The 26978-nt window shown below is 60.1% G+C and carries 27 protein-coding genes; 14 read left to right on the top strand and 13 right to left on the bottom strand.

Annotated features, from left to right (window positions below):
• Nucleotides 1–79 precede the first annotated feature (79 nt).
• The 5 genes from J3P84_RS00405 to J3P84_RS00385 all read right to left on the bottom strand — a co-directional run bounded on the left by J3P84_RS00405 (nucleotide 80) and on the right by J3P84_RS00385 (nucleotide 4781).
• Nucleotides 80–2116, bottom strand: coding sequence for a diguanylate cyclase (locus J3P84_RS00405; RefSeq protein WP_434626938.1), 2037 nt, complete (start codon nucleotides 2114–2116; stop codon nucleotides 80–82).
• Nucleotides 2113–2991 carry an endonuclease/exonuclease/phosphatase family protein gene (locus J3P84_RS00400; RefSeq protein ID WP_434626936.1) on the bottom strand — a complete coding sequence of 293 codons (879 nt, stop codon included), beginning with the start codon at nucleotides 2989–2991 and terminating at the stop codon, nucleotides 2113–2115. Before J3P84_RS00400 ends, J3P84_RS00405 begins: the two co-directional genes overlap by 4 nt.
• Nucleotides 2992–3005: 14 nt before the next feature.
• Entirely contained in the window at nucleotides 3006–3647 is a 642-nt protein-coding gene (locus tag J3P84_RS00395) for a thiol:disulfide interchange protein DsbA/DsbL (RefSeq protein ID WP_434626934.1), read from the bottom strand.
• 186 nt (nucleotides 3648–3833) lie between these two features.
• Entirely contained in the window at nucleotides 3834–4445 is a 612-nt protein-coding gene (locus J3P84_RS00390) for a c-type cytochrome (protein WP_305497775.1), read from the bottom strand.
• A 45-nt stretch (nucleotides 4446–4490) separates the two neighbouring features.
• Complete coding sequence (locus tag J3P84_RS00385; RefSeq protein WP_030138991.1) at nucleotides 4491–4781, bottom strand: c-type cytochrome; 291 nt, start codon at nucleotides 4779–4781, stop codon at nucleotides 4491–4493.
• Between the two features lie 191 nt (nucleotides 4782–4972).
• Here J3P84_RS00385 and yihA point away from each other — a divergent pair, with 191 nt between their 5' ends.
• Complete coding sequence (yihA, locus tag J3P84_RS00380) at nucleotides 4973–5614, top strand: ribosome biogenesis GTP-binding protein YihA/YsxC (protein ID WP_025211089.1); 642 nt, start codon at nucleotides 4973–4975, stop codon at nucleotides 5612–5614.
• A 469-nt stretch (nucleotides 5615–6083) separates the two neighbouring features.
• Here the strand turns inward: yihA and polA are convergent, their stop codons facing one another.
• Entirely contained in the window at nucleotides 6084–8852 is a 2769-nt protein-coding gene (polA, locus tag J3P84_RS00375) for a DNA polymerase I (RefSeq protein ID WP_434626931.1), read from the bottom strand.
• A 74-nt stretch (nucleotides 8853–8926) separates the two neighbouring features.
• Between polA and J3P84_RS00370 the strand changes: the two genes are divergently transcribed.
• Both J3P84_RS00370 and J3P84_RS00365 read left to right on the top strand, forming a co-directional pair.
• Nucleotides 8927–9214 carry a DUF2782 domain-containing protein gene (locus J3P84_RS00370; RefSeq protein ID WP_122567709.1) on the top strand — a complete coding sequence of 96 codons (288 nt, stop codon included), beginning with the start codon at nucleotides 8927–8929 and terminating at the stop codon, nucleotides 9212–9214.
• A 59-nt stretch (nucleotides 9215–9273) separates the two neighbouring features.
• Nucleotides 9274–10224 (top strand): homoserine kinase, encoded by a 951-nt coding sequence (locus J3P84_RS00365; protein ID WP_434626929.1) that lies wholly within the window; start codon nucleotides 9274–9276, stop codon nucleotides 10222–10224.
• A gap of 127 nt (nucleotides 10225–10351) precedes the next feature.
• Here the strand turns inward: J3P84_RS00365 and znuA are convergent, their stop codons facing one another.
• Complete coding sequence (gene znuA, locus J3P84_RS00360) at nucleotides 10352–11284, bottom strand: zinc ABC transporter substrate-binding protein ZnuA (RefSeq protein ID WP_434626927.1); 933 nt, start codon at nucleotides 11282–11284, stop codon at nucleotides 10352–10354.
• A 66-nt stretch (nucleotides 11285–11350) separates the two neighbouring features.
• Between znuA and zur the strand changes: the two genes are divergently transcribed.
• The 4 genes from zur to J3P84_RS00340 are packed head-to-tail and all read left to right on the top strand — an operon-like array spanning nucleotide 11351 to nucleotide 14147.
• Nucleotides 11351–11833 (top strand): zinc uptake transcriptional repressor Zur, encoded by a 483-nt coding sequence (gene zur / locus J3P84_RS00355; protein WP_053126886.1) that lies wholly within the window; start codon nucleotides 11351–11353, stop codon nucleotides 11831–11833.
• Nucleotides 11833–12615, top strand: coding sequence for a zinc ABC transporter ATP-binding protein ZnuC (znuC, locus tag J3P84_RS00350; RefSeq protein ID WP_434626925.1), 783 nt, complete (start codon nucleotides 11833–11835; stop codon nucleotides 12613–12615). The genes zur and znuC overlap by 1 nt, the downstream gene beginning before the upstream one ends.
• A complete protein-coding gene (gene znuB, locus J3P84_RS00345) occupies nucleotides 12608–13396 on the top strand; it encodes a zinc ABC transporter permease subunit ZnuB (RefSeq protein ID WP_434626923.1) in 789 nt (262 codons plus the stop codon). The genes znuC and znuB overlap by 8 nt, the downstream gene beginning before the upstream one ends.
• A 37-nt stretch (nucleotides 13397–13433) precedes the next feature.
• The gene (locus J3P84_RS00340; RefSeq protein ID WP_434626921.1) at nucleotides 13434–14147 is read left to right on the top strand and encodes a PA5502 family lipoprotein; all 714 of its coding nucleotides are present in this window, start codon (nucleotides 13434–13436) and stop codon (nucleotides 14145–14147) included.
• 104 nt (nucleotides 14148–14251) lie between these two features.
• Here J3P84_RS00340 and katE read toward each other — a convergent pair whose 3' ends face one another.
• On the bottom strand, nucleotides 14252–16387 hold the full coding sequence (gene katE, locus J3P84_RS00335) for a catalase HPII (protein WP_434626919.1): 2136 nt from the start codon (nucleotides 16385–16387) through the stop codon (nucleotides 14252–14254).
• Nucleotides 16388–16653: 266 nt separating this feature from the next.
• Here katE and J3P84_RS00330 point away from each other — a divergent pair, with 266 nt between their 5' ends.
• The 3 genes from J3P84_RS00330 to J3P84_RS00320 all read left to right on the top strand — a co-directional run bounded on the left by J3P84_RS00330 (nucleotide 16654) and on the right by J3P84_RS00320 (nucleotide 19172).
• A complete protein-coding gene (locus tag J3P84_RS00330; protein ID WP_434570734.1) occupies nucleotides 16654–17661 on the top strand; it encodes a methionine ABC transporter ATP-binding protein in 1008 nt (335 codons plus the stop codon).
• Entirely contained in the window at nucleotides 17661–18323 is a 663-nt protein-coding gene (locus J3P84_RS00325) for a methionine ABC transporter permease (RefSeq protein WP_434626917.1), read from the top strand. Before J3P84_RS00330 ends, J3P84_RS00325 begins: the two co-directional genes overlap by 1 nt.
• 78 nt (nucleotides 18324–18401) lie before the next feature.
• The gene (locus J3P84_RS00320; protein ID WP_434570732.1) at nucleotides 18402–19172 is read left to right on the top strand and encodes a MetQ/NlpA family ABC transporter substrate-binding protein; all 771 of its coding nucleotides are present in this window, start codon (nucleotides 18402–18404) and stop codon (nucleotides 19170–19172) included.
• A 78-nt stretch (nucleotides 19173–19250) separates the two neighbouring features.
• Here the strand turns inward: J3P84_RS00320 and J3P84_RS00315 are convergent, their stop codons facing one another.
• A complete protein-coding gene (locus J3P84_RS00315) occupies nucleotides 19251–20018 on the bottom strand; it encodes a sulfite exporter TauE/SafE family protein (protein WP_434626914.1) in 768 nt (255 codons plus the stop codon).
• Nucleotides 20019–20351: 333 nt separating this feature from the next.
• Between J3P84_RS00315 and J3P84_RS00310 the strand changes: the two genes are divergently transcribed.
• A complete protein-coding gene (locus J3P84_RS00310) occupies nucleotides 20352–20726 on the top strand; it encodes a lysozyme inhibitor LprI family protein (RefSeq protein ID WP_305497763.1) in 375 nt (124 codons plus the stop codon).
• Nucleotides 20727–20866: 140 nt separating this feature from the next.
• Here the strand turns inward: J3P84_RS00310 and J3P84_RS00305 are convergent, their stop codons facing one another.
• Nucleotides 20867–21154, bottom strand: coding sequence for a DUF6124 family protein (locus tag J3P84_RS00305; protein WP_434626912.1), 288 nt, complete (start codon nucleotides 21152–21154; stop codon nucleotides 20867–20869).
• Nucleotides 21155–21826: 672 nt separating this feature from the next.
• On the opposite strand from J3P84_RS00305, the gene J3P84_RS00300 reads away from it, so the two are divergent.
• From J3P84_RS00300 to J3P84_RS00290, 3 genes are all read left to right on the top strand, one after another.
• Entirely contained in the window at nucleotides 21827–22954 is a 1128-nt protein-coding gene (locus J3P84_RS00300; protein WP_434626910.1) for a diguanylate cyclase, read from the top strand.
• Between the two features lie 317 nt (nucleotides 22955–23271).
• The gene (locus J3P84_RS00295) at nucleotides 23272–23691 is read left to right on the top strand and encodes an organic hydroperoxide resistance protein (RefSeq protein WP_434559736.1); all 420 of its coding nucleotides are present in this window, start codon (nucleotides 23272–23274) and stop codon (nucleotides 23689–23691) included.
• Between the two features lie 33 nt (nucleotides 23692–23724).
• Nucleotides 23725–24048 (top strand): hypothetical protein, encoded by a 324-nt coding sequence (locus tag J3P84_RS00290; RefSeq protein ID WP_434570720.1) that lies wholly within the window; start codon nucleotides 23725–23727, stop codon nucleotides 24046–24048.
• A gap of 195 nt (nucleotides 24049–24243) precedes the next feature.
• On the opposite strand, the gene J3P84_RS00285 is transcribed toward J3P84_RS00290, so the two are convergent.
• The 3 genes from J3P84_RS00285 to J3P84_RS00275 form a co-directional block, all read right to left on the bottom strand.
• Nucleotides 24244–25032 carry an SDR family NAD(P)-dependent oxidoreductase gene (locus tag J3P84_RS00285; protein WP_434626908.1) on the bottom strand — a complete coding sequence of 263 codons (789 nt, stop codon included), beginning with the start codon at nucleotides 25030–25032 and terminating at the stop codon, nucleotides 24244–24246.
• A 385-nt stretch (nucleotides 25033–25417) separates the two neighbouring features.
• Nucleotides 25418–26305 carry a lysophospholipid acyltransferase gene (locus tag J3P84_RS00280; RefSeq protein WP_198796133.1) on the bottom strand — a complete coding sequence of 296 codons (888 nt, stop codon included), beginning with the start codon at nucleotides 26303–26305 and terminating at the stop codon, nucleotides 25418–25420.
• A gap of 43 nt (nucleotides 26306–26348) precedes the next feature.
• Nucleotides 26349–26906 carry a DNA-3-methyladenine glycosylase I gene (locus tag J3P84_RS00275; RefSeq protein WP_305497757.1) on the bottom strand — a complete coding sequence of 186 codons (558 nt, stop codon included), beginning with the start codon at nucleotides 26904–26906 and terminating at the stop codon, nucleotides 26349–26351.
• Nucleotides 26907–26978: the final 72 nt, after the last annotated feature.

Genomic DNA, 26978 nt, shown 5'->3' with positions numbered 1-26978 from the left:
GAAAATAATGCAACAGTGTAACGTATCGCCCAGTAATGATCCGGCCGGTAATTGGATATTACAAAAAGGAAGTTGCGCCTTAGCCCAACTCCACGCGGTTGCGTCCCGCGCTTTTAGCCCGATATAGCGCCTGATCGGCTCTTTTCAACACCAGATCGCTGTGCTCGCCCGGCTTGAACGCCGTCATGCCCATGGATACCGTGACCGTGACCGGCTCGCCCTTGAAGTGGAACGGACAGGCTTCGATGGCGGCGCGCAAGGCCTCGGCCAGCTTGGCGCCTGCGGCCAGCGACGTATCGGGCACCAGCAGGACAAACTCCTCACCACCAAAACGGGCGATGAAATCACTGCCGCGCACGCGCTTGCGCAGTACCGAGGCAATCAGCTTGAGCACTCGGTCACCGGCCAGATGACCGTAGTTGTCGTTGATCCGCTTGAAATGATCGAGGTCGAGCATGGCGATCAACAGACTGTTGCCGTGCCGCTGCCACTGCTCGACCTCATGTTCGAGACGCTCGGTCCAGGCCGCGCGGTTAGGCAGCCCGGTGAGCGGATCGATGAGCGCTTTTTGCCGTTGCTCTTCCAGGTTCTCCCGGACAATCAGGGCGTCCTGTTCCATCAGTGCAACGCGCTCGGCGAGGCTCTTCAGACGGGCTGAAACTTCCTTTTCACGCTGGTCACGCTGCTTCTGATGCTGATCCATCGTGCCGATCAGGCCTTCGAGATGATTCTCCAGTACCTGCTTGAGGCCTTCCAGGTCGTCGGCTTGCTGCACGCTGCTCTGCAAGCCATCCACCTGCTCGCGAATCTGGTTGTTCATTTCCCTGGAGGCGGACAGGTTATCGGCGTGGTCCTCACTGGCGGCCTGCAACGTGCTCTGGAAAGATTCCAGTCGATCGTTGAGTCGCTGCAGATACGCTTCGAATTCATGCTGGCCACTGTCAGTGATCGCCAGCATGAGGACCGCCAGATCGTCGAGGATCGGCAGTAACTCGTACCAGTTCAAGCCGTTTCGCAGGCGCTCGCGCATGGCCTCGGCTTGCGGGCGGTGGCGCTCGGGCAGCGTCAGGTCGCCCAGCAGGCCGAGCAAGGTGTCTTCGATATGCCTGGCGACCGAACTGTAGGAAGGTTCCGGGGAGTCGGGCAGGGCGTAGTGGGTCTCATCGGGATCAGCGGATGCCTCAGGCGCCACAGGTTCGGCGGGTTCCGCAGGGGCGATCGGTGCCTCGTCGAGCGGCGGTTCACCCGGCGTCAGTTCGTCGGGATTGTCCAGCGCCGGTACCGGTTCGGCGGGCTCAGGGTCGATCGGTGCCGGCTCGGCGGTCGGCTGGGCAACAGAGGCAACCGATGCTGGCGCGGACGCCGGGTCAGGCTCATCGACCGGAGCATGGGACTCAACCGGCGCTGGCGGCGCATCTGGTGTGGGGGGGTGCTCGACCAGCGGTTCAGGTTCAGGTTCAAGTTCAGGTGCAGGTGCAGGTGCGGCGGAGAACGCTTCGGCGGTCGGCTCGGCAGGAGCCGAAATAACCGCCTTCGGCTCAGGCGTAGCGCCGGGTTGGGCAGGCTCGGGCGACGGTAGCGGCTCTTCATGGCCATGGCCGCCGAACAATCGTTGCAGCAGGCCCGGACGGCTCGGCTCGTCGGGCGCGTCCAGCGCACCCAGCGCCTTGCCCTGCAGGCTGCTCAGCTCGCTGAGCAGCAACGGGATTTCCCGGGCCTGGCCAACCCGGGTCTCCAGTTGCTTGGAAAATTTCTTCAAGGGCCGGCTGACGTCCTTCGGCAGCGGCAGCTTTTGCAACTGGACGACCAGGGCGGTCAGCGCGGCGCTCATCTGTTCTACCCGGGTCTCGCGGCGCTGCTCGGAATCGAGTACGGCTTTTTCCAGGCGCGGCAGCAGGGCGGCGAGGGCGGCGTCCATGTCATCGGTGCGCACCACTTCGCGCATCTCTTTCATGCACTGGTCTACCGCGCGATCGGTGCCTTCGGCGGCCAGGGTGCTGCGCACCAGGCCACGACGCAGCAGGTCGAGCCGGGCGTCCCAGCGACGCTCGAGCTTTTCCTGTTGCTCGATGCTCTTGAGGTATTTCTCTCTCCAGCGTTCGGCGTCGTCGCTCATTCATCGGATCCGCGAGGGGCAGGACTCAGCGCGGGAAATGCATCGGCCGTGAGCGAACCCGGCAAACGTATTTCGACCGCGACCGGCAGGTGATCGGAAATGGGCTGGGCCAACACTTCGAACCGTTCGAGGGCCAAGGTAGGGCTCAGCAGGATATGGTCCAGGCAGCGCTGGGGGCGCCAGCTGGGAAAAGTGGCTTCCAGTTGCGGGGCGAGCAGGCCAAGGTCGCGCAGCGGTGAGGTCTGCAACAGGTCATTGGCATGGGTATTCATGTCGCCCATCAGGATCTGGTGCTTGTAGCCGCCAATCAACTCACGAATGTAGGCCAGTTGCATGGTTCGGGTCCGAGCCCCGAGAGCCAGGTGCATCATCACCACTATCAGCGCCTCCGGACCTTCGCCGAAACGCGCCAGGATCGCTCCGCGCCCCTTGGGGCCCGGCAACGGGTGATCCTCGATCGCCCAGGGCCGCAGACGACTCAGCACGCCATTGCTGTGCTGGCCGAGACGACCGAGGTTGCGATTGAGTTGCTGATACCAATAAGGAAACGCGCCCAGTTGGGCGAGGTGTTCGACCTGATTGACGTAGCCGGAGCGCAGGCTGCCGCCGTCGGCTTCCTGCAATGCGACCAGGTCGAAATCCTTCAGCAGGTCGCCGATCTTCTGCAGGTTGCCGGCTCGCCCGGTGTGGGGCAGCAGGTGTTGCCAGCCCCGGGTCAGATAGTGCCGGTAGCGCTCGGTGCTGATGCCCACTTGGATGTTGAAGCTGAGCAACCGCAGGCGATTGTCGGCGGGCAGGCCCGTGGACGTGACGTGATGCTCGTTGACCCGCGGTTCATGCAGGCCAACGATGCGTTCGGTACTCCAGCGGGCCATGGACGTGGCCGCGCTTAGTTGGCAGCAGCCTTGGTGGCCGCCCGCTCTTTGGCGATCAGCTGGTCGGCCAGTTGCAGCGCTTCGTTCGCGCCGCCAGCGGAGCCGATGTCAAAGCGGTATTTGCCGTTGACGACCATGGTCGGTACGCCGGTGATCTCGTATTTCTTTGCCAATTCGCGGGCCTTGGTGATCTGGCCTTTGATAGCGAAGGAGTCGAAAGTCGCCAGGAACTTGTCCTTGTCGACGCCTTGGGTGGCGAGGAAGTCGGCCATGTCGTTCTTGTCGGTCAGTTTTTTGTGTTCTTTCTGAATCGCGTTGAATACCGCCGCGTGAACCTGATGCTCGACGCCCATGGCTTCAAGAGTCAGGAACATCTGGCCGTGGGCGTCCCATGGGCCACCGAACATGGCTGGGATGCGCACGAAATTCACGTCCGAAGGCAGCTTATCAACCCATGGGTTGATGACCGGCTCAAAGGCATAGCAATGCGGGCAACCGTACCAGAACAGCTCCACGACCTCGATCTTGCCAGGCACCGCCACCGGAACGGGGTTGGTCAATTCGACATAAGGGGCAGCGGGCTTTTCAGCCGCTTGGGCAGTCACGCCGAACAGGCTGGCGGCGACGAGCGCGGCGCTGATGATCAGATTACGCATGCTTTACTCCTGGACAATGAGGTGGCCTCGCGGGGCGTGTTTTTCAGACAGGCCGCCACGGGTTCAGTTTCGCTAGTGTAACGGCAGCGGCCACAAAAAAGGGCGGCCAAAGCCACCCTTTTGATGTTTGCACCGACGGATTAATCGGGCGTTAACGTTGCAAGAGGTTTCCCCCTTGCAGCTGCCTCAATGCAGGCCCTGGATGTAGCTCGAGACTGCCGCGATATCTTCGTCGCTCAGCTTGCGGGCGATGGTGCGCATGGTCATCGCGTCGCCGTCGTTGGCACGACCGCCTTCTTCCTTGCGGAAATCGGTCAACTGCTTGGTGATGTACTGGGCGTGCTGGCCACCCAGATGCGGGAAGCCGGCGGCGGCGTTGCCCTTGCCGTCAGGCGAATGGCAGCCCGTGCAGGCTGGCAGGCCCTTGGCCAGGTTGCCGCCACGGAACAGCGCCTCACCCCGTGCCACGAGTTTTGGATCAGCGGCGCCGACGCTGCCTTTCTGGCTGGCGAAGTAGGCCGCGATGTCCGCCAGGTCTTGATCGCTCAGGTTGTTCAGCAGGCCGGTCATTTCCAGCACGACACGCTTGCCGTCCTTGATTTCCTTCAACTGCTTGACCAGGTAACGCTCACCCTGGCCGGCCAGTTTCGGAAAGTTGGGCGCCATGCTGTTGCCATCCGGACCGTGGCAGGCTCCGCACACGGCGGCTTTCGCCTGGCCTGCGGCAGCATCGCCTGCGGCGTGGGCTACACCGGATATCCCCAAGGTCAACAGCAGACTCACGATCAGTTTGTTCATCAGCTAATCCAACTACGGCTAAGGGTTAAGAGTTATGGACCGGGCTTACTCGCTCATCCACTGGATGATGGCTTGGTAATCCTCGGCACTGCAGTCCATGCACAAACCACGCGGCGGCATCGCCTTGAAACCCTGGGTCACGTGTTGCACCAGCGTCCCCATGCCTTTCGCCAACCTCGGCGTCCAGGCTTCGCGGTCACCCTTGCGGGGCGCCGTGGGTAGTTGGCCGGAATGACAGGCACCACAAACACGGTTGTACACAGCTTCCGGATCCTGTGTAGCCTGAGCGCTGTAAAGCGGCATCAAGACACCGGCAGCTAGCAGCCATTTCGTCATAAAACGACCTTTTCAGGGTTGAGAGCGAGCTGCGTTCTAGTGCGCAATTTCGGTCGGTCGCTCCCGTGAACTTCATCCTACGCTGGGACAAAGCGCACACAAAATCTGCGGCATTATATACTGGCGTCACTGAAACGGAAACGACACAGCTTGCCGCGTCCATTCCCGACGCCGCCCACATCGGAAATCCCATGCAACTGAAAAACCCCATCCTCGGCCTGTGCCAACAGTCCACCTTCATGCTCAGCGCCGCCAAAGTCGATCAATGCCCTGACGACGAAGGCTTCGAAGTGGCCTTTGCCGGGCGTTCCAATGCCGGTAAATCCAGCGCGCTGAACACCCTGACCCATGCGAGCCTGGCACGCACCTCGAAAACCCCGGGCCGCACGCAACTCTTGAACTTCTTCAAGCTAGACGATGAACGCCGTTTGGTCGACCTGCCCGGTTATGGCTACGCCAAAGTGCCGATCCCGCTCAAGCAACATTGGCAGCGTCACCTGGAAGCCTACCTGGGCAGCCGCGAGAGTTTGAAAGGTCTGATCCTGATGATGGACATCCGCCATCCAATGACCGACTTCGACCTGCTGATGCTCGATTGGGCCGTTGCCAGCGGCATGCCGATGCACATCCTGTTGACCAAGGCCGACAAGCTCACCTACGGCGCAGCGAAAAACACCCTGCTCAAAGTGCAGTCGGAAATTCGCAAGGGCTGGGGCGACACGATCACCATCCAGCTGTTCTCCGCGCCCAAGCGCATGGGCCTTGAAGAGGCCTACACGGTGTTGGCGGACTGGATGGAATTAGCGGACAAGGGCAGCGAAGCGGCCGAGTAAGCCAAATCGCAGGCAAAAAAAACCCCGGACTTCGTATGGGGAGGGGGAAGTTCGGGGTCCAAGTTCCGGACCGCTAGGGCGGGGTCCAGATATCTGCCAACACTTAACACAACATAGGAGCATTGAAGGGCTTCACCAGCCATTCAGAATCTCTGAGTAGCAATTCACGGGTTTAGTTCAGATTATTTTTGGTAATAATCGTTGGCATTCTCAGAACTGACGATGCCGTACCTGGGTTTGCAGCGCCTCAACGTGGCATGTATTGGCTGGGCTGACGCCATCGCGAGCAAGCTCGCTCCCACAGTGGGTCGGTGTCGGGCTAGGGTATCCGGCTCAATCCAAACCCGTGTGGGAGCGAGCTTGCTCGCGATGGCAATCTCCCATTAATTGCAAACAGGTCAACCGACACCCAACCCTGAGGTGAGGGGAGCAAGCTCCTCACCACAAAGGCCGTCCACGGGGCTTCGGTTCAGTGCGCCTCGTCCCAGTTATTGCCCACGCCCACCTCCACCAGCAGCGGCACGTCCAACGTGGCGGCGGCGCTCATGTGCTGGCGGATTTCCGCGCTCACCTGGTCGACCAGGTCCTCACGAACCTCCAGCACCAATTCGTCGTGCACCTGCAGGATGACTTTCGCATCGAGCCCTGACGTCGCCAGCCAGCCATCGACGGCCACCATGGCTTTCTTGATGATGTCGGCGGCCGTACCCTGCATCGGCGCGTTGATCGCGGTGCGCTCGGCGCCTTTGCGCAGGGCAGGGTTTTTCGCATTGATGTCCGGCAGGTACAACCGGCGCCCGAAGATGGTCTCGACGAAGCCTTGCTCGGCGGCCTGGGCGCGGGTGCGCTCCATGTATTCCAGTACCCCTGGGTAACGCGCGAAGTAGCGGTCGATGTAAGCCTGGGACTGCTTGCGATCGACGCCGATCTGCTTGGCGAGGCCGAACGCGCTCATGCCATAGATCAAGCCGAAGTTGATCGCCTTGGCGCTACGGCGCTGGTCATGGCTGACGGCGTCCAGCTCGACCCCGAAGACCTCCGCTGCGGTGGCGCGGTGCACGTCCAGGTCGTTGCGAAACGCATGGAGCAGCCCTGCGTCCTTGGCCAGGTGGGCCATGATCCGCAGTTCGATCTGCGAGTAGTCCGCCGCCAGCAGCTTGTAGCCTTTCGGCGCGACGAATGCCTGGCGAATCCGCCGCCCTTCGGCGGTACGGATCGGGATGTTCTGCAGGTTCGGGTCAATGGACGAAAGACGTCCGGTGGCGGCCACAGCCTGTTGATAAGACGTATGAATGCGCCCGGTGCGGCTGTTGATCTGCTCCGGCAGGCGATCGGTGTAAGTGCTCTTGAGCTTGCTCAGCGAGCGGTACTGCATCAGCACCTTGGGCAGCGGATAATCCTGCTCGGCCAGTTCGGCGAGCACCGCTTCGGCAGTCGACGCCTGGCCCTTGGCGGTTTTGCTGAGCACCGGCAAACCGAGTTTTTCGTAAAGGATCACGCCCAATTGCTTCGGTGAGCCGAGGTTGAATTCCTCACCGGCGATGGCAAATGCCTCACGCTCCAGTGCCACCAGCTTCTCGCCCAACTCGACACTCTGGACGCCCAGCAGGTTGGCATCGACCAACGCCCCCTGGCGCTCGATACGCGCCAGGACCGGCATCAACGGCATTTCGATCTCGTTGAGCACCTTGCCCAGGCTTGGCGTGACGGCGAGTTTTTCCTGCAAGGCCTGGTGCAGGCGGAAGGTCACGTCAGCATCCTCAGCGGCGTATGGGCCGGCAAGTTCGAGGGAGATCTGATCGAAACTCAGCTGCTTGACGCCTTTGCCGGCAATGTCCTGGATATCGGTCTTGCTTTGCCCAAGGTATTTCAGCGCCAGGCTGTCCATGTCGTGACGAGTCGCCGTGGAATCGAGCACATAGGATTCAAGCATGGTGTCGAAAGCGATGCCTTGCACCAGGATGCCGTTGTTCTGATCACCATCGATAGCGCAATTGGCCAGGATGTTGATTTCGAATTTGGCATGCTGGCCGACCTTGAGTTTGGCCGGATTTTCCAGCAATGGCTTGAGCGCCTTGAGCACGGTGTCGCGGTCCAGTTGCTCCGGCACGCCCATGTAGGAATGCGTCAGCGGCAGGTAAGCCGCTTCAAACGGCGCAACCGCGAAGGACAACCCCACCAGTTGCGAGTGTTGGGCGTCGCGACCGTTGGTTTGCGTGACCAGGGAAAACAGCGGCGCCTTTTCAAGCTTGGCCAGCCAGGCGTCGAAGCTCGCCTGATCGAGGATAAGGTCATACCGCTTCTCGACGCCCGCCGCTGGCTCATCAGCGATTTCAACGATTTCCTGCCCGGCACGTTTGGCGTCGCGCTGGTTTTCTTCGAACCAGCTCTTGAATTCCAACAGGGTGTACAGCTCGGCGAGCTTTTCGTGATCCGGCGTGCCCATCTGCAGGTCGTCGAGGCCAATATCCAGGGGAACGTCGGTCTTGATGGTCGCCAGCTCGTAGGAAAGAAACGCCATTTCCTTGTGCTCTTCCAGCTTGGCGGCCAAGGTCTTGGCACCGCGAATCGGCAGCGTGGCCACGATGTCCAGTTGCGCAAACAGCTCGGTCAGGCCACCGTTGACGCCCACCAGCAGGCCGGATGCGGTCTTCGGCCCGATGCCCGGAACGCCCGGGATGTTGTCGGACGAATCGCCCATCAATGCCAGATAATCGATGATCTGCTCCGGAGCGACGCCAAACTTCTCCTTCACGCCAGCCACGTCCAGTGAGCTACCGGTCATCGTGTTGACCAAGGTAATGTGCCCGTCGACCAGTTGCGCCATGTCCTTGTCGCCGGTGGAGATCACCACCGGGCGGTCGGCTGCGGCACTGCTGCGGGCCAGGGTGCCGATCACGTCGTCGGCTTCGACGTTGTCCACGCACAATAGAGGGAACCCCAGGGCCTTGACGCTGGCGTGCAGCGGCTCGATCTGCACGCGCATGTCGTCGGGCATGCTCGGGCGATTGGCCTTGTATTCGGCGTACAACGCATCGCGAAACGTCCCACCCTTCGCGTCGAAGACCACCGCGAACGGGCTGTCCGGATACTGCTTGCGCAGGCTCTTGAGCATGTTCAGCACGCCCTTGACCGCACCGGTCGGCAGGCCTTTGGACGTGGTCAGCGGTGGCAGCGCATGAAAGGCGCGGTACAGATAAGAAGAACCGTCCACCAGGACGAGGGGGGCTTGGCTCATGAGCAGGATCAACCTTTTCGGCGGGTCCGGGGCTAGAATAGCGGGACCGTTGACGACAAAGGGACAAGGTTATCATGCGTACACTAAATCGCCTGTTACTGGCTGGCTTGTTTGCATTCACACCGTTGGCCGTCATGGCGGCGGATGACGCTCCTTCGGCGGACCCGGATGTCACCATCCGCACCGAAGGCGACAGAACCATTCAGGAATATCGGCAAAACGGCTTCCTGTACGCGATCAAGGTCACGCCAAAGAACGGCAAGCCTTATTTCCTGGTACGCGCCGACGGCACTGATGCAAATTTCATTCGTTCGGACCAGCCGGATATGCTGATCCCTTCGTGGAAAATTTTTGAGTGGTGATACCGCTCGCGACTTCAACCGGCGCCCGCTGAAGGGCGCCCGTACTGGCAGTTCTAACCATGTCTGTGTTCACGCCCCTGGCTCGGCCCGAGCTGGAAACCTTTCTTGCCCCTTACGGGCTCGGCCGCCTGCTTGATTTCCAGGGGATCGCCGCCGGCAGCGAAAACACCAATTTTTTCATCAGCCTGGAACAGGGCGAGTTCGTCCTGACGCTGGTCGAGCGCGGCCCGGTGCAGGAGATGCCGTTCTTCATCGAACTGCTGGACGTGCTGCACGGCGCCAATTTGCCGGTGCCTTACGCCTTGCGCACCACCGAGGGGGTCGCACTGAGGGAACTGGCCGGCAAACCGGCGCTGCTGCAACCGCGCCTGGCCGGCAAGCACGTCAAGCAGGCCAACGCCCAGCATTGCGCCCAGGTTGGTGAATTACTTGCGCACCTGCACCTGGCGACCCGCGACAACATGATCAAGCGCAAGACCGACCGTGGCCTGGACTGGATGCAGGAGGAGGGCGCCACGCTGTTGTCACACCTCGACGCCGATGCCCGTCAGTTGCTGGAGGCGGCACTGGACGAAATCACCGTGCAGAAAATCGGCATCCTCGCGCTGCCCCGCGCCAACATCCATGCCGACCTGTTCCGCGACAACGCGATGTTCGAAGGCACCCACCTGACCGGGTTGATCGACTTCTACAACGCCTGTTCCGGGCCGATGCTGTATGACGTCGCCATTGCACTGAATGACTGGTGTTCGGATGACGAAGGCATGCTCGATGGCCCGCGGGCGCGAGCGTTGCTTGGCGCTTATGCGGCGCTGCGGCCGTTCACATCCGCCGAGGCGCAACTATGGCCGACCATGCTGCGCGTGGCGTGCGTGCGGTTCTGGCTGTCGCGGCTGATTGCCGCCGAATCGTTCGCCGGGCAGGATGTGTTGATTCATGATCCGAAGGAATTTCAGCGGCGGCTGGCGCAGCGGCAGAAGGTCAGCACGCTGTTGCCGTTCGCCCTTTAGCAACCAGCGGACCTGAATGCCTTTGTGGCGAGGGAGCTTGCTCCCGCTGGGCTGCGCAGCAGGCCCAAGATTTGCGGTTGCTGCGCAACCGAGCGGGAGCAAGCTCCCTCGCCACGAGAGCGGGGTGTTACAACGACTCCAGGCACCCCGCCAGATCATTCCCCAACTTTTCCAGCAATTGCTCATACCCTTGTGCCGTTGCCGGGGTGTAGCCGCCCAGCGCATCCAGTTCGGCCAGCTTCACCGGCAGCCCGGCCACCAGCGTCTCGGCCAGGCGCGGACGCAGCGGCGGTTCGCTGAAAACGCAGGTCTTGCCCACCGCCTGCAAGCGCGTGCGCATCGCCGCCACGTGCTGGGCACCGGGCTGGACCTCGGCGGCCACGGCGAAAACCCCGGCATGCTTGAGGCCGTAGTTGTCCTCGAAATAGTCGAACGCTTCGTGGAACACAAAATACGGCTTGCCTGCGACCCCGGCCAGACGCGCCTTGAGGCGTACGTCCAATGCATCGAGGCGCTGGTTGAAAGCCTTGAGGTTGCTGTCATAGCGGGCCGCGTTCGCCGGATCCGCCGCGCTCAGGTCGGCAGCCATTCTGGCGGCGATCACCCGGGCGTTCAGCGGCGACAGCCACAAGTGGGCATCCACGGTGCCGGGACGATGGTCGTGGTCATGTTCGTCGGCATGCTTCTCGTCCTCGTCCTCGTGGGACGCGCTGTCCTGGGCGAAATGACGCAACTTGAGCCCCGGCAGATCCTGCACGGCGACGGAAGGCTGCGTACGACCATTCAACACACGCGGCAGGAAACCTTCCATGTCTGGGCCGATCCAGTAAAGCAGGTCCACCGATTGCACCTTCCGTACGTCGGATGGACGCAGCGCATAGTGGTGAGGCGAGGCACCAGGGGGCAACAGCACTTCCGGAACGGCCACGCCGTCCTGCACCGCGGCGGCAATCAGTTGCAGCGGCTTGATGCTGGTTAGCACCTTGACGTCGGCCCGGGCCGGGCCAATCAGCAGAAATGTTGCGACAAAAGCGACAAAGAGCGAAAAAATTCGGGACACGATGACCACTCGAAGAGGCGAGAACGGGTAACATAATAACGTCTCTCACTAAACTCGTCGCTGCCCATGCCCATTACCCCCCTTGCCAGTCGTCCCCATGATCACTCCCATTGCGTGCACAGCGCGCTGTCCGAGGCCGACGCCATTTGCGCGCGCCAGGGCCTGCGGCTGACCGCCTTGCGTCGGCGAGTGCTGGAGCTGGTCTGGCAAAGCCACAAGCCGCTGGGTGCCTACGACATCCTCGCGGTACTCAGCGAGCAGGACGGCCGCCGTGCCGCGCCGCCGACAGTCTACCGGGCGCTGGATTTCCTGCTGGAAAACGGCCTGGTACATCGCATTTCTTCGCTGAACGCCTTCGTTGGCTGCAACCATCCGGAGCACGCCCACCAAGGCCAGTTCCTGATCTGCCGCGAATGTCATGCGGCCATCGAGCTGGAACAGAAGTCCATCAGCGACGCGATCGTCGCCAGCGCCAAGGACGTCGGCTTCGTTGTCGACACCCAGACCGTCGAAGTGGTCGGCCTGTGCTCCGGTTGCCAGGGGGCCTGATGAGCAACGCGTTGATCCGCCTCGAACAGGTGGCCGTGACGTTCGCCGGGCAGAGCGTGCTGGACAACATTCACCTGAGCGTCGAACCGGGGCAGATCGTCACCCTGATCGGCCCCAACGGCGCCGGCAAGACCACCCTCGTGCGCGCCGTGCTGGGCCTGCTCAAGCCGGACAGCGGCAGCGTCTGGCGCAAGCCCCGGCTGCGTGTCGGCTACATGCCGCAGAAACTCCACGTCGACCCGACCTTGCCGCTGTCCGTGCTGCGCTTTCTGCGCCTGGTGCCGGGCGTCGACCGCGAGCGAGCCTTGGCGGCGCTGAAGGAAGTCGGCGCCGAGCACGTGATCGACAGCCCGGTGCAGAGTGTGTCCGGCGGCGAGATGCAGCGTGTATTGCTGGCCCGCGCCCTGTTGCGCGAACCCGAGCTGCTGGTGCTCGACGAGCCCGTGCAAGGCGTCGATGTGGCGGGACAGGCCGAGCTTTACAGCTTGATCACCCGCCTGCGCGACCGCCACGGCTGCGGGGTATTAATGGTGTCGCACGACCTTCACCTGGTGATGAGCACCACCGACCAGGTGGTCTGTCTCAACCGTCACGTCTGCTGCTCCGGGCATCCCGAGCAAGTCAGTGGCGATCCGGCCTTTGTCGAATTGTTCGGAAAAAACGCACAAAGCCTGGCGATTTATCACCACCATCATGACCATTCCCATGACCTGCACGGTTCGGTGGTCAGCGCTCCTTCTGCTTCCAATCATGTTCATGGAGACGGCTGCAAGCATGGCTGATTTTCTGTTGTACGCCCTGCTTGCAGGTTTGGCGCTGGCGCTGGTCGCCGGCCCCTTGGGCTCGTTCGTGGTCTGGCGGCGCATGGCCTATTTCGGCGACACCTTGTCCCACGCGGCGCTGCTCGGCGTGGCCATGGGGTTTCTGCTGGACGTCAGCCCCGCCATCGCGGTGACCGTGGGTTGCCTGCTGCTCGCAGTGGTGCTGGTGACCTTGCAACAGCGCCAGCCGCTGGCGTCCGACACCCTGCTGGGCATCCTGGCTCCCAGCACGCTATCCCTAGGGCTGGTGGTGCTCAGCTTCATGCGCGACGTGCGGATCGACCTGATGGCCTATCTGTTCGGCGATCTGCTGGCGATCAGTCCGATGGACCTGGCCTGGATCCTCGGCGGTAGCGCGGCGGTATTGCTGTTGCTCGTGGCGCTGTGGCGTCCGTTGCTGGCGGTTACCGTCCATGAGGAACTGGCACGGGTCGAGGGCCTGCCCGTGGTGGGCCTGCGAATGGCGCTGATGCTGTTGATCGCAGTGGTGATTGCCGTGGCGATGAAAATCGTCGGTGTATTGCTGATTACTTCATTGCTGATCATTCCGGCGGCTGCGGCACAGCGTCACGCCCGCTCACCGGAGCAGATGGCCTTGGGCGCAAGCCTGCTGGGCATGCTCGCGGTGTGTGGCGGGCTGGCGTTGTCGTGGTTCAAGGACACTCCGGCCGGACCGTCGATCGTGGTCAGCGCGGCGGCGTTGTTTCTGCTGAGTTTTGTCCTGCCCCGTCGAGGGGTGTAGACTTGCTCGCTTTTTGCGCAATTAGAGAGTCGCAGGAATGAAGCCGTTCGCCTCCCGTTATCTGCTCCTTGTCGCGTTTTCCCTGCTGCTGGGCGCCTGCCAGAGCACGCCGCCGACCGTCGAAACCCCGGACACCCGGGGCCCGGCCATCGCGCAGCTCGAACAGAGCCTGGCCAGCAATGAACTGGCCACCGCAGAAGGTCAGCTGGCCGCGTTGCAAGCCCAGACGCCTGAAGATCCGTCGCTGGAGCCTTACCAGCGGCAACTGGCCGAGGCGTACTTGCGCCGCAGCCAGATCGACCTGCAAAAGGGCGATGTAAACGCGGCCGCCACCGCCCTGAGCCGGGCTCGCGCGCTGATGCCAAAAGCGCCGGCACTTACCGGCGAAGTGAACAGTGCGATCGCCCAGGCCCGCAAGGCCGAGCTGGAAAAAGCCGAAGCCGCCCTCCAGGCCGCCGAAGCCAAGCCAGTTGCAAAGGTGATCGACCCGAGTGCGCAGAGCACCACGGTTGCGCTGAATATCGGCGATATCCAGAAAATGCGTCATCAATTGGACGCTATCGCCGCCGATGTGGTGAATTACCAGTGCGACGTCAGCATCCAGGCCCCGCGCACCGATGATTACCCTTGGTTGGCGACATTGCTGACCAAGCGGGTCAAGAAACTCGATCCCGGGTTTGATCTGAAACTGCAGAAGCAGATCTTGCGTAGCGTGCCGGCGCAAGTGGTTCTGACTCCGCGTAAGCTCTGAAAGCTTCGCGAGCAGGCTCGCTCCCACATGGGTGTTGTGATCGACACATATCCCTGTGGGAGCGAGCCTGCTCGCGAAGGCGTCCTACCAAACAACAAATCTCTTCAGGCTGGAATAGCCTTGGCCTTAGGCTCCCGCGCCCAAACCCGATGCTGGGCAATCGCGTCAAAAAACGCCTGGAACTTGCCCGCATCAGCGTCCGGAATCAGCCCCGCATCCGCCTCCAGCTTCAACAACACCAGCAACTGTCGCGCTTCGCCATGCAGCGCGATGGCCTTCAGGTGCTTGTAGGCCTCCAACAGGTAATGCAACGCCACGCCATCGGCGCTCAGCGCCTTGATCGACTCCACCCCGCCCGGCACGAACACCGCGTCAAAGGCAATCGACGGCAAGCCTTCCATGGACGCATCCACCGGCAGCGTTTGCCCAGCAGCGGTGGTCACCGGCGCGGAGGTTGGGCCGAGGATTTTCGCGTGGGCCCCTTCGGCTTCCAGTGCCTGCTTGAGCGCATCAATGATTGTCCCCTCGACGCCATTGGCCACCAACACCGCGACCTTGCGGGTCTTGATGTCGCCGGACAGCAGATTGGCCTGGCTCAACGCCGGGGACTGCTCCAGGGAAGGCGTCGGAACATCGACCGTACCGGCAGTGGGAGCCGGCAAGCCGAGGTTCTTCGCAACTCGCCCGGCCAGTTCCAGATCGATGTTGGCGAGAATCTCGTTCACCTGCCGCGCCCTGATGAACTCGCGTTCCACTTTGCCCAGTTCGAAGCTGTACGCCGCGATGATGTGCTCTTGCTCGTGGGGGCTCATGCTCTTGTAGAACAACCGCGCCTGGGAGAAATGATCGCCGAACGAATCGCTGCGCTGGCGGATCTTGTGGGCGTCGATGCGCTCCGGATAACTTTCGAAACCACCATCCTGCGGACCGGGCGGGGTTTCCTTCGGCCAGCCGCCATCGATGGAGTTCGGCTCGTAGGACGCGCGCCCCTTGTCGATAGTGGTGCGGTGCATGGCATCACGCTGGCCGTTGTGCACCGGGGTGATGGCGCGGTTGATCGGCAACTCGTGAAAATTCGGCCCACCAAGTCGGCTGATCTGCGTATCGGTGTAGGAAAACAGCCGGCCTTGCAGCAATGGGTCGTTGCTGAAATCAATGCCCGGCACGATATGTCCGGGGCAGAACGCAACCTGCTCGACTTCGGCGAAGAAGTTGTCCGGGTTGCGGTTCAGCACCATCTTGCCCAGCGGCGTAATGGGTACCAGCTCTTCGGGGATGATCTTGGTCGGGTCGAGCAGGTCGAAGTCGAACTTGTGCTCGTCTTCCTCGGCGATGATCTGTACGCCAAATTCCCATTCGGGGTAGTCGCCCATCTCGATCGACTCCCAGAGATCGCGACGGTGGTAATCAGTGTCCTTGCCCGCGAGCTTCTGGGCTTCGTCCCATACCAGGGAACACGTCCCGGCCTTGGGCCGCCAGTGGAACTTGACGAAGCTGCTGCGGCCTTCGGCGTTGATCATGCGGAAGGTGTGCACGCCGAAACCCTGCATGGAGCGCAGGCTTTTCGGAATTGCCCGGTCGGACATCGCCCAGATCACCATATGAGCCGACTCCGGTACCAGCGAGACAAAGTCCCAGAAGGTGTCGTGGGCCGATCCGCCGGTGGGGATTTCGTTATGGGGCTCGGGTTTCACCGCATGGACGAAATCCGGAAACTTCACCGCATCCTGGATGAAGAACACCGGCATGTTGTTGCCCACCAGATCGAAGTTGCCTTCGTCGGTGAAGAATTTCACTGCAAAGCCGCGCACGTCCCGCACCGTGTCACCGGAACCCCGTGGGCCCTGCACGGTGGAAAAACGTACAAACACTGGCGTCTTTTTACCTGGGTCTTGCAGGAAACCGGCCTTGGTCAAGGCCGCATGCGATTCGTAGGCCTGAAAGTAGCCATGGGCACCGGTCCCTCGGGCGTGAACGATGCGCTCGGGAATACGTTCATGGTCAAAATGCGTGATTTTCTCACGCATGATGAAGTCTTCCAGCAACGACGGCCCACGCGGCCCGACGCGGAGGGTGTTCTGGTTATCGGCGATCTTCACGCCCTGGTTGGTGCGCAAGGCCTGTTCGGTGGCATCGGAGCGAAACTGCTCGAGGCTCTCCAGCTTGGCGTTGGTATTGCTGCGATCCAGCGTGTCGGTCCCGGCCATCTGGCTGGGGGCGGCAGGTTTTTTAGTGCTCATCAGGCATGACTCCTCGTTGCGATCCCCGCCGTGGCCAGGACCCGTGAGTTCGATGCGCCAGGCACGGTACCTGGGCATATGTGGAGGTGCCTAATGAGTGACCGATACCGTTTCGCTGTGTTCCTTTTTTATGCCCTTTGATCGCCTTATTGCCAAATCGCTGGTTCAATCTCAAATAAATGCTAAGGACCTCTATACGGACAGGCTAAAATGCGCGCCCGGCTTACCGCTGATCCTTTTCCACCGCGCCCCACAAGGTTCGCTACGTGATCGAGTTTCAAAACGTCCATAAAACCTACCGGGTTGCCGGTAGGGATATCCCCGCGCTGCACCCGACCAGTCTGACCATCCAGAACGGTCAGGTCTTCGGCCTGATCGGCCATTCCGGTGCGGGAAAAAGTACCCTGCTGCGCCTGATCAATCGCCTGGAAGATTCCAGCGGCGGCAAGATCATCGTCGACGGCGAAGAAGTCACCGCCCTGGACGCCAACGGCCTGCGCCGTTTTCGCCAGCAGGTCGGGATGATTTTCCAGCACTTCAATCTGCTCGCGTCCAAGACCGTGGCCGACAACGTGGCCATGCCGCTGACGCTGGCGGGCGAACTGTCCCGCAGCGATATCGACCGCCGCGTCGCCGAATTGCTGGCGCGGGTAGGGCTGTCCGACCACGCCCGCAAATACCCGGCGCAGTTGTCCGGCGGCCAGAAGCAGCGCGTCGGCATCGCCCGCGCACTGGCAACCAAGCCGAAGATCCTGTTGTGCGACGAAGCCACCAGCGCGCTCGACCCACAGACCACCGCCTCGGTGCTGCAACTGCTGGCGGAGATCAACCGTGAGCTGAAGCTGACCATCGTGCTGATCACCCATGAGATGGACGTGATCCGGCGTGTCTGCGATGAGGTTGCGGTGATGGACGCCGGCGTGATCGTCGAGCAAGGCCCGGTGGCCGAGGTGTTCCTGCACCCCAAGCATCCGACCACCAAGCGTTTCGTCCAGGAAGACGAGCAGATCGACGAAAGCGAACAGCGCGACGACTTCGCTCACGTCCCGGGGCGCATCGTGCGTCTGACATTCCAGGGCGAAGCGACCTACGCGCCGTTACTTGGAACCGTCGCCCGCGAAACCGGTGTGGACTACAGCATCCTGGCCGGTCGTATCGACCGCATCAAAGACACCCCCTACGGGCAACTAACCCTCGCCATCACCGGCGGTGACATGGAAGCGGCGTTCGCCCGCTTCACCGCGGCCGATGTCCACATGGAGGTGCTGCGCTGATGGAATTTTTTGCAAACATCGACTGGCTGGAAATCTGGCTGGCAACCGGCGACACCTTCCTGATGCTATTCGGTTCGCTGCTCTTCACCGTACTGCTCGGCCTGCCGCTGGGCGTGTTGCTGTTTCTCTGCAGCCCGCGCCAATTGCTTGAAGCCCGGGGACTCTACGCGCTGCTGTCGCTGATGGTGAACGTCCTGCGTTCGCTGCCATTCATCATCCTGTTGATCGTGATGATCCCGTTCACGGTGTTGATCACCGGCACGTCGTTGGGCGTGGCCGGCGCGATCCCGCCACTGGTGGTCGGCGCAACGCCATTCTTCGCCCGCCTGGTGGAAACCGCCCTGCGCGAAGTCGATCGCGGCATCATCGAAGCGACCCAGGCCATGGGCGCTACCACGCGACAGATCATCGTCAACGCATTGCTGCCGGAAGCCCGTCCGGGCATTTTCGCAGCGATTACGGTGACAGCGATTACTCTGGTGTCCTACACGGCCATGGCCGGTGTGGTCGGCGCTGGTGGCCTGGGCGACCTGGCGATCCGCTTCGGCTACCAGCGTTTCCAGACCGACGTGATGGTGGTCACGGTGGTGTTGCTGCTGGTGCTGGTCCAGGTCCTGCAAACCGTGGGCGACAAACTGGTTGTGCATTTCTCTAGAAAATAAGGCCTCGCGCCAATAAACCATGAGCCGGCCATTCGCTGGCAGGCGCCAAGAGCAAGCGCCTCAAAAGGAGTTAGCTGAATGAAAAAACTACTGGTCGCCTTCGCTGCCGCCGCAGCGTTCTCCGCACACGCCGACACCCTGACCGTCGCGGCCACGCCGGTTCCTCACGCGGAAATTCTCGAGTTCGTCAAACCGGCATTGGCGAAGGAGGGCGTGGACCTCAAGGTCAAAGTCTTCACCGACTACGTCCAGCCCAACGTACAAGTCGCCGAAAAGCGCCTGGACGCCAACTTCTTCCAGCACCAGCCGTACCTGGATGAGTTCAACAAGGCCAAGGGCACGAATCTGGTGAGCGTAGCCGGTGTGCACCTGGAACCCCTGGGCGCGTACTCCAGCAAGTACAAGGCACTTACAGAACTGCCAGGCGGCGCCAATGTCGTGATCCCGAACGATGCTACCAATGGTGGCCGTGCGCTGTTGTTGCTGGCCAAAGCCGGGCTGATCAAGCTCAAGGATTCGAACAACATCCTGTCGACTACCAAAGACATCACCGAGAATTCGAAGGATCTGAAGTTCCGTGAGCTGGAAGCGGCAACCATTCCGCGCGTGCTGACTCAAGTGGATCTGGCATTGATCAATACCAACTATGCGTTGGAGGCCAAGCTTGACCCTTCCAAGGATGCGCTGGTGATCGAAGGCAACGACTCGCCTTATGTGAATATTCTGGTAGCCCGTCCGGACGACAAGGACAGCGAGGCCATGAAGAAGCTGGTTGCAGCGCTGCATACGCCGGAAGTGAAGGCGTTTATTCTCGAGAAGTACAAAGGCGCGGTTCTGCCGGCGTTTTGAGCTGATCGGGTGTGAAAGACGGGACTGCGTGAAAGCGAGGTCCCGTTTTTTTTATCTGAAGGCATTGCGCGCAACCTGTCACAGCCATATGGACAATCCCATTCGGCCAATAAGGAAAACCAATAAAAAGAGAAACAAGATACGAATTAATCCACTCCCATAGCGCAAAGCCAAAAAAGTGCCTGTCAGCGCACCCGCCATATTACACACCGCGACCAGTCCACCAATTACCCACAGCACATGACCTGAAGGTATGAAAAATAGCAGCGACGCGCTAAATGTTCCCAAGTTAACCAGTTTTGCTGAAGCGGATGCATTCAGAAAATCGTAGCCAAAATATTTAACGAAAACAAATAACAAAAAACTACCACTGCCGGGTCCAAAAACTCCGTCATAAAATCCAATTATGCCGCCAAAAAAAACCCCAAGGAGCACTTCTTTGGATCCGCATTGAGCGTCCGAGTGAACAAGCCCTAAATCCTTTTTTGCAAATGTATAAACAGCCATGACCACCAATACAAAAAACACAAAATATTCCATGATCGCCTTCGGAACGAGCGAGACGGAAAAAGCCCCCAAAAACGAAAATAAAAAAGCCGAGAGCATGGTTGGAAGCATCAGCTTCCAGACGATTTTTATTCTTTTAACGTAACTAAATATAGAAGAAATATTTCCTGCAAGTACAGCGAGCTTATTAGTTCCAAAAACTGTGCTTAGCGAGTGCTGAGGTAATGCATGAAGTAGAGCGGGTACCTGAACCAAGCCTCCGCCCCCTACAGCAGCATCGATCATCCCCCCGCAAAAAGCAAAAAACCCCAACGCGACCATGGCGTATTCAATTTGCATAAAAATCTTCCACTTTAGCCCTCGTGATTTGGTCCGAGTAAAGGTTTAAACATTCCAACTTTCAGGCCAATGTAAGCGTAGACGAACAATAGAAGCCATAGACGAGGCTTACAAGTCGGCGGATTCCGACGTAGTTGTAGGCCAAGGAGCAAGGATGTGTAGCTTGCCGCAAGGATTACGCCAGCGGAAGAATCAGGAGCTTGGTTTCGGCCCGAAAAAAGTCATACACAGGGCCGAATGAACCCCAGGATCCGCTTCATTGTTCTACGACCCTCATGATAAATTCCCCGCCGCGACCTCTAATCAATAGAGGGCATTCAGGGAGAAAAGTGAGTGATCAAGTCTTTGTTGGTTGGGGCATTGCTGGCAATGGCATCAGCATCGGCATCTGCGATGAGTTGCGATAACCCTAGAAACGCCTATGACAGAACCTATTGCGCGTCGCTGAAAATGGTTCAGTCGGACCAGGAAATCAACGAGCAATACAAAAAGACGATGAGTGCCCTGAACCCGGATCAAAAGAAGAAGGTGAAAGCCGCTCAGATCCAGTGGATCAAGATTCGTGACAACGCCTGTTCCAACGATGGCCTGCTCTACCTGGACTGTGCCAATGAGAAGACCGAGGCGCGTATCGTCATACTCAAGGCTGTCGAGCGCGAGTGCCGCGCTGCCGGTTGCGACGACGCCAAACTGTCGCAAGTCGAGTAACCCGCACACAAAAACCCGACGTAAAGCGTCGGGTTTTTCTTTGGTGGGGTTCGCTCGCTATCGCGGCTCAGCGTTATCCAATGGGCTGCTTCGCAGCCAGCGGGAGCAAGCTCCCTCGCCACGGGGTTGCAGTGTGACGTTTATCTTGGATCAACGTTGTCCAGAACTCGGTTCGCCAGTAATGAGCTCAGCTCGATCAGTTGCTGGACGCCGAGGGCGATGTGGCGGTGTGAGCCTTCCAGATCGAACGCGAGGTTGCTGACCATGGCGTCGGCTGAAGCCAGGGTTTCGCTGAGGTTGGCGAGCAGGCATTCGTTGTCGGTGTCTTGTACGACGGTGAAGAGTTGAGCGGATTGGAGAGCATCTTTCGGTTCTGGTGGCGAGGAGGTGCGGTCCGCCTCAGGCGGATTCGTTGTAGATTTCGACATGAGCTGATACTCCAAGGTTAAGCCACAACCTCTTCCCTACTAAAAGAAGGGTGGCAGCTGTACGCAGGTTAGTAGACCGGGGAGATCAGCATTGCCGGCGCGCCGAAGCGCCCTGCGCACAGCCACCATCAAGTGCAAGGTAGGAATCTACCTCGATGGAGAACCCGTGCATCTTACTGACACAACCTCGAGCTACTAAACCCGACCACTGATGGGCAGTGGCAGGACGACAATAGAACCCGAGGGCAAGGCGCACAAGCCGGCGGATTCTGGCGTAGTTGTAGGTAATGGCGCAAGGATGTGTAGCTTGATGGAAAGATGGCAGAGCGGGAATAAACAGCGCTTTGTTTTGACCTCGATCCCTTGCTCCCGCTGGGCCGGTCCGACGCTTCCGGCGCAGCCGTCGCAACCGAATCACGAGTTTGTCTGTAGGAAAGCGTCGACCTGTTTGGGGCCGCTGCGCAGCCCAGCGGGAGCAAGCTCCCTCGCCACAGGGGGCCGGTTTTAGTCAGGGTAGGGGTGGGAATTATGGGGTTGCTGCGCAACCCAGCGGGGATGAATCCCCTCGCCACGATTTAAAGCTTTGTGAGTGCAGGCGTAATTCGGTTGTTTGCGTTGCTGGCAGGGTGCCACAATCGCGTTTTCTAGCGGCTTCACGATCAGGTGGATCACATGGATGGCCCGAGATCTCGCAATGGCATGGACTTTTGCATAGCCGGACAAGTGCGCACTGACCGACTGCAGCAACTGTTTCGCCAATCCGTTTCCGCGGTGTTTGGTAGTTACCTCGCGGCCATCATGTTGTGTTGGCTGTGTTGGGATCGCTTTGAGCACAGCACGGTTGTGTGGTGGCTGGCCATATTAAGCGGATCGACGCTGCTGCGGATCGCGATGTTCGTTGCCTATTTTCGCAGCGACGAGGTTCAGCGCACGCCTCAACGCTGGGAGCGCAGATACTGGGTCTCGCTGGTGTTGTCCGCGAGCATCTGGGGCGGCGGCGCGCTTGTTTTGATGCCGCAAGATGATCTCCTCTCGCAAGCTCTCGTCATGCTTTTTACCGTGGGGATGACTGTCAGCGCGGTCTCCTGTTACTCCGCCTACCGGGACATGACACTGGTCTCCATTGGCCTTGTGCTGTTTCCGTGCACGGTGTGGCTGCTGTTCCAACCGTCGCCGATTCAAGTCGGCATGGCGCTTTCGATCCTGGTGTTCGCGGCATTTGCTGCCCGCGCCACCCACAAAATGTCCCAGGCACTGGAAACCGCTTTTCGACTCACCCGCGAGATGGAACAGGCGAACAGCATTTCAACCCGCGCCGCACAAACCGATGAACTGACCGGCCTGAAAAGTCGACGGGCTTTTTTCGAGCATGCCCAGCAGCTTTACGACGAATGCAGAACCAACCGGTTGGGGTTGTGCGCCGTCATGTTGGACATGGATCACTTCAAGCACATCAACGACACCTACGGCCATCAGGTCGGGGACCAGGTCCTACGCCAGATGGGCGTGGTCATCAGCTCGTCGTTTCGGGCCACGGATATACACGGTCGGCTCGGTGGGGAAGAGTTCGCCATTCTGCTTCCGGATACGTCCATTGACGTCGCTATAGAAATTGCAGAAGGACTTATCCAGAGTATCGCTGGCTTGATGATCGAGCCTGTCCATCGCATCACCGCCAGCCTTGGCGTGGCGTCGACGGAGGCGAATCACAAGGATCTGCATGGCTTGATGAATAACGCTGATAAGGCGCTGTATCGGGCGAAAGCGCTGGGGCGTAACCAGGTTGCCGTCGCTCACTAGGGTGGTTCGTTCAACCCCGTCATCCTGCTTGTGAATTCCCTTTCTCCAAGGGCCCACCATTGCGCTGGCTCGGCCAGTACCCCTGCCACCTTTGTTCTCTTGGCTCACCCCTCAATTCGCGCGGGCTGGCACCGCTGCGTCGCTTAAAAATAAATTTTCTAATTTATCAATAGCTTAAAGAAATCTGAGAATATTCTCGAAAATTTATCTTGCGCGCTAAGTATTTGGGCGTTAACTTTAGCACCACTGGTTAGCGCACAAACATTTAGCGCAAACCAAACTCAATCAGACCCATCAGGAAAAAAGGAAAGCACCCCATGAACGTTCTCTACACCGCAGTCGCAACCTCCACCGGTGGCCGTGATGGCCGTGCTGTTTCCAGCGACAAGATCCTCGACGTGAAACTGGCCACGCCAAAAGCCCTGGGCGGTGCCGGTGGTGAAGCCACCAATCCTGAGCAGTTGTTCGCAGCCGGCTACTCCGCCTGCTTCATCGGCGCGTTGAAATTTGTCGCCAGCCAAAGCAAACGCAGCATTCCGGCTGACGCCTCGATCACGGCACACGTCGGCATCGGCCAGATCCCTGGCGGTTTCGGTCTGGACATCGACCTGCACATCAGCCTGCCAGGTCTGGATCAAGCCGATGCTCAAGCGCTGGTCGACGCGGCTCACCAGGTTTGCCCGTACTCCAACGCGACCCGCGGCAACGTCGACGTCCGTTTGCACGTCGCCGTCTAACTCACTCATCTACGAATAAATAAGGATCAGGACATGAACACTTTCAGCAAAACACTCGTTGGCTCGCTTCTGGCACTGTCGCTCGGCAATGCGTTCGCGACTTCTTTTGTTCAACCTACATTCGCTGAGGGCGGTTCGGATCGCCTGATCGAAAAACGAATAGCCGAGGGTGGCTCCGATCGTCTTATCGAGAAACGCATAGCCGAAGGCGGCTCGGATCGCCTGATCGAAAACCGGGTAGCAGAAGGCGGCTCCGATCGTCTTATCGAGAAACGCGTAGCCGAAGGTGGTTCCGATCGTCTGATCGAGTTACGGGTAGCCGAAGTTGGCTCGGATCGCCTAGGCGAGAACGGCTAGCCGAAGGGGCTCGGATCCACTGCAAAACAGGGGCGGGCTGAACCAATCCCTTCAACGTTTCGAAAGTTGGTCAAATCAACCAATGTTGCTTCCAAAAGAAAAAACGCCGCTTCTCTCGGATGAGGAAGCGGCATTTTTTTGTATGGCGTCATGGGAACCGGAGCAAGGACACTTGCCATGCTTTTGGCAACGCAGCTAAACGATGCTGTCCACCACACCGCCGTCAACTCGCAGCGCCGCTCCGGTGGTGGCCGAGGCCTGTTCCGAGCTGGCATAGATAATCATGTTGGCGACTTCCTCTACCCGTGCCGCGCGCTGGATGATCGAGGTGCTGCGGTGCTCGTTGACGAAATCTGCCGCGACCTTCTCCAGGCTTTCCCCGCTGCGCTCGACGTCCGCCTGGAGCATCTTGGCAACGCCTTCGGACAGTGTCGGCCCAGGCAACACTGAGTTCACCGTCACGCCCGTGCCCGCGAGGCGTTTGGCCAGGCCGCGAGCGATTGAAAGCTGGGCGGTTTTGGTGAAGCCGTAGTGGATCATGTCGGCAGGAATGTTCACGCCCGACTCCGACGAAACAAACACGATCCGCCCCCAACCACGCTCGACCATGCCCTGCGCGTAGGCCCTGGAAACACGCACGCCCGACATCACGTTGGTTTCGAAGAAACGCTGCCATTCGCTGTCCGGCGTCTCGAAGAAGTCCTCCTGCTTGAAAATGCCCAGGTTGTTGATGACGATATCGAAACTTGGATGCCTGGCGATCAATGCCTTGCAGCCCGGTTCGTTGCTGAGATCGCCAACAAAGCCTGTCGCCCTGGAAGCCAGATTGCCCAGGCGCTGCAACGCGTCCTCCACGCTGCTTTCGCTGCGCCCGTTGATGACGACCTGGGCACCGGCTTCCAGAAAACCTTTGGCGGTCGCAAAACCGATTCCGCTGGTGGAACCGGTGACCAATACGTTACGTCCGGTGAAGTCGATGTTCATGAGCGTGACTCCTTTAATTGATGGATCAAAGGGACAAGGCGATATTTTTGGCCGGGCAATACGCCGGCCCCCCGGATATCGCAGGTACTCATCATGGACACGATTGATGATTTGCGCCTGTCCTCAGCTAATGATTGAGAGCGGCGCCGATGCGTTGGAGTTCGTTCGCGATGGTGATGTATGGGTGAATATCTTTTCGTGAGCAGGCTCGCTCCCACCGGTTGATGTTGTGCATATCGATGAAGGGCCGCTGCGCAGCCCAGCGGGAGCAAGCTCCCTCGTCACGGGGAGGGTGGGGACAGTCAGTCATGTGGCGACTGTCAGGGCGCTATCGCGAGCAAGCTCGCTCCCACAGGGTTCGCGGTGCGCCATCCAGAACAGGTTTTCAGTACCACCGCGCCTCGCCCGGCGGGCGTTTCTTGAAGCGTTTCATGCTCCACATGTACTGGCTCGGGTAGGCCCGTACATAACGCTCGACCACTTTGCTCATGGCGGCGCAGGCGGTTTCGGTGTCGGTGCTGTACATCTCGTCCGGGGCGGCTTCGAGGATGACTTTGTAGCCGGAGCCGTCCGGCAGGCGCAGGGCGTGGAGGAAGACGCCGACCGCCTTGCCGCCGGCGAGCATGTTCGGCACGAACTTGCTGGTCAGGGCCTGGGTGGCGAAGAAGGGCACGAAGATGCCGGCGGATTCGGACGGCTCCGGATCGGCGGGGATCCCCACCTGGCCGCCCTTGCGCACTTCCTTGATGACGCTGAGGATGCCTTCCTTGGTGGACGCCGCGACCTTGTTGCCCAGTTGCACGCGTTGCTTTTGCAGCAACTCATCCACCGCCTTGAGCTTGGGCGGGCGGTAGAAAATGATCGGTTTGCACTGGCTGCAATAGAAGTGGTTGAGCACTTCCCAGTTGCCCAGGTGGCTGGTGATGCCGACCACGCCTTTGCCCGAGGCCAGCGCTTCTTTCAGCACTTCCAGGCCTTCGACTTCGCGCACCAGTTCGATGGAGCGCTGGGCCGGCCAGATCCAGGCACAGGCACTTTCGGTCAGGGATTTGCCGATGTCCTTGAGACTCTGGCCCACCAGGCGCTCGCGCTCGGCCGGGTCCATCTCGGGAAAACACTTGGCGAGGTTGATCCGCACCACGTCGCGGGAACGGTTGGGTAATTTCCACATGAGCCAGCCAATGGCCGAGCCCACCGCCTGCACCGCTCGCCAAGGGAGCAGCGCAAACAACCGCAGAGCGCCGACCAGCAAGGCGCCTTTCAATTTATCCACAGGTCACTCCTGAATTCATGGGCCGTGTTGCGAGCCGGCTATTCTAACCGCCGTTTACCAACTCGGCGTAGCGGTCGCAGTCCTGGGTGTGGTCCATGACCATGCCCGAGGCCTGCATCAAGGCGTAGCAGATGGTCGGGCCGACGAAGGTGAACCCGGCTTTTTTCAGGCCTTTGCTCATCGCCAGTGCCTCGGGGGTGATGGCCGGCACTTCGGTGCGGTCCTTGAAATGGTTGATGATCGGTTGGTTGCCTACGAACGACCAGAGGAATGCCACCGGGTCTTCCAGCGCCAGCCAGGCCTGGGCATTGCGCCGCGCCGCCTTGAGCTTGAGGCGGTTGCGGATAATGCCGGGGTCGAGCATCAGTTCATCGATTTCGGCGTCGCTCATCTGCGCCACCCGTTGTACATCGAAGCCGTAGAGCACTTCCCGGTAACGTTCGCGTTTGCGCAAAACGGTGATCCAGGACAGACCGGCCTGGAACCCTTCGAGCAGAAGCAACTCGAACAAACCTTGCGCATCGCGCAGCGGCGTCCCCCACTCCTGATCGTGATAAGCCATGTACAACGGATCTTCGGAACACCAAAAGCAGCGTGGCATAAGGCTCCAGGGGGCGTGCGCACGAACGAATCGGGTATACTCCCGCTCTTTAAATCGCAGCCCAAGAAACAG

It is taken from the genome of Pseudomonas sp. Z1-29 (assembly GCF_051131995.1).
Classification (GTDB): Bacteria; Pseudomonadota; Gammaproteobacteria; order Pseudomonadales; family Pseudomonadaceae; genus Aquipseudomonas.
This window is presented reverse-complemented; position numbering and strand designations above follow the sequence as displayed.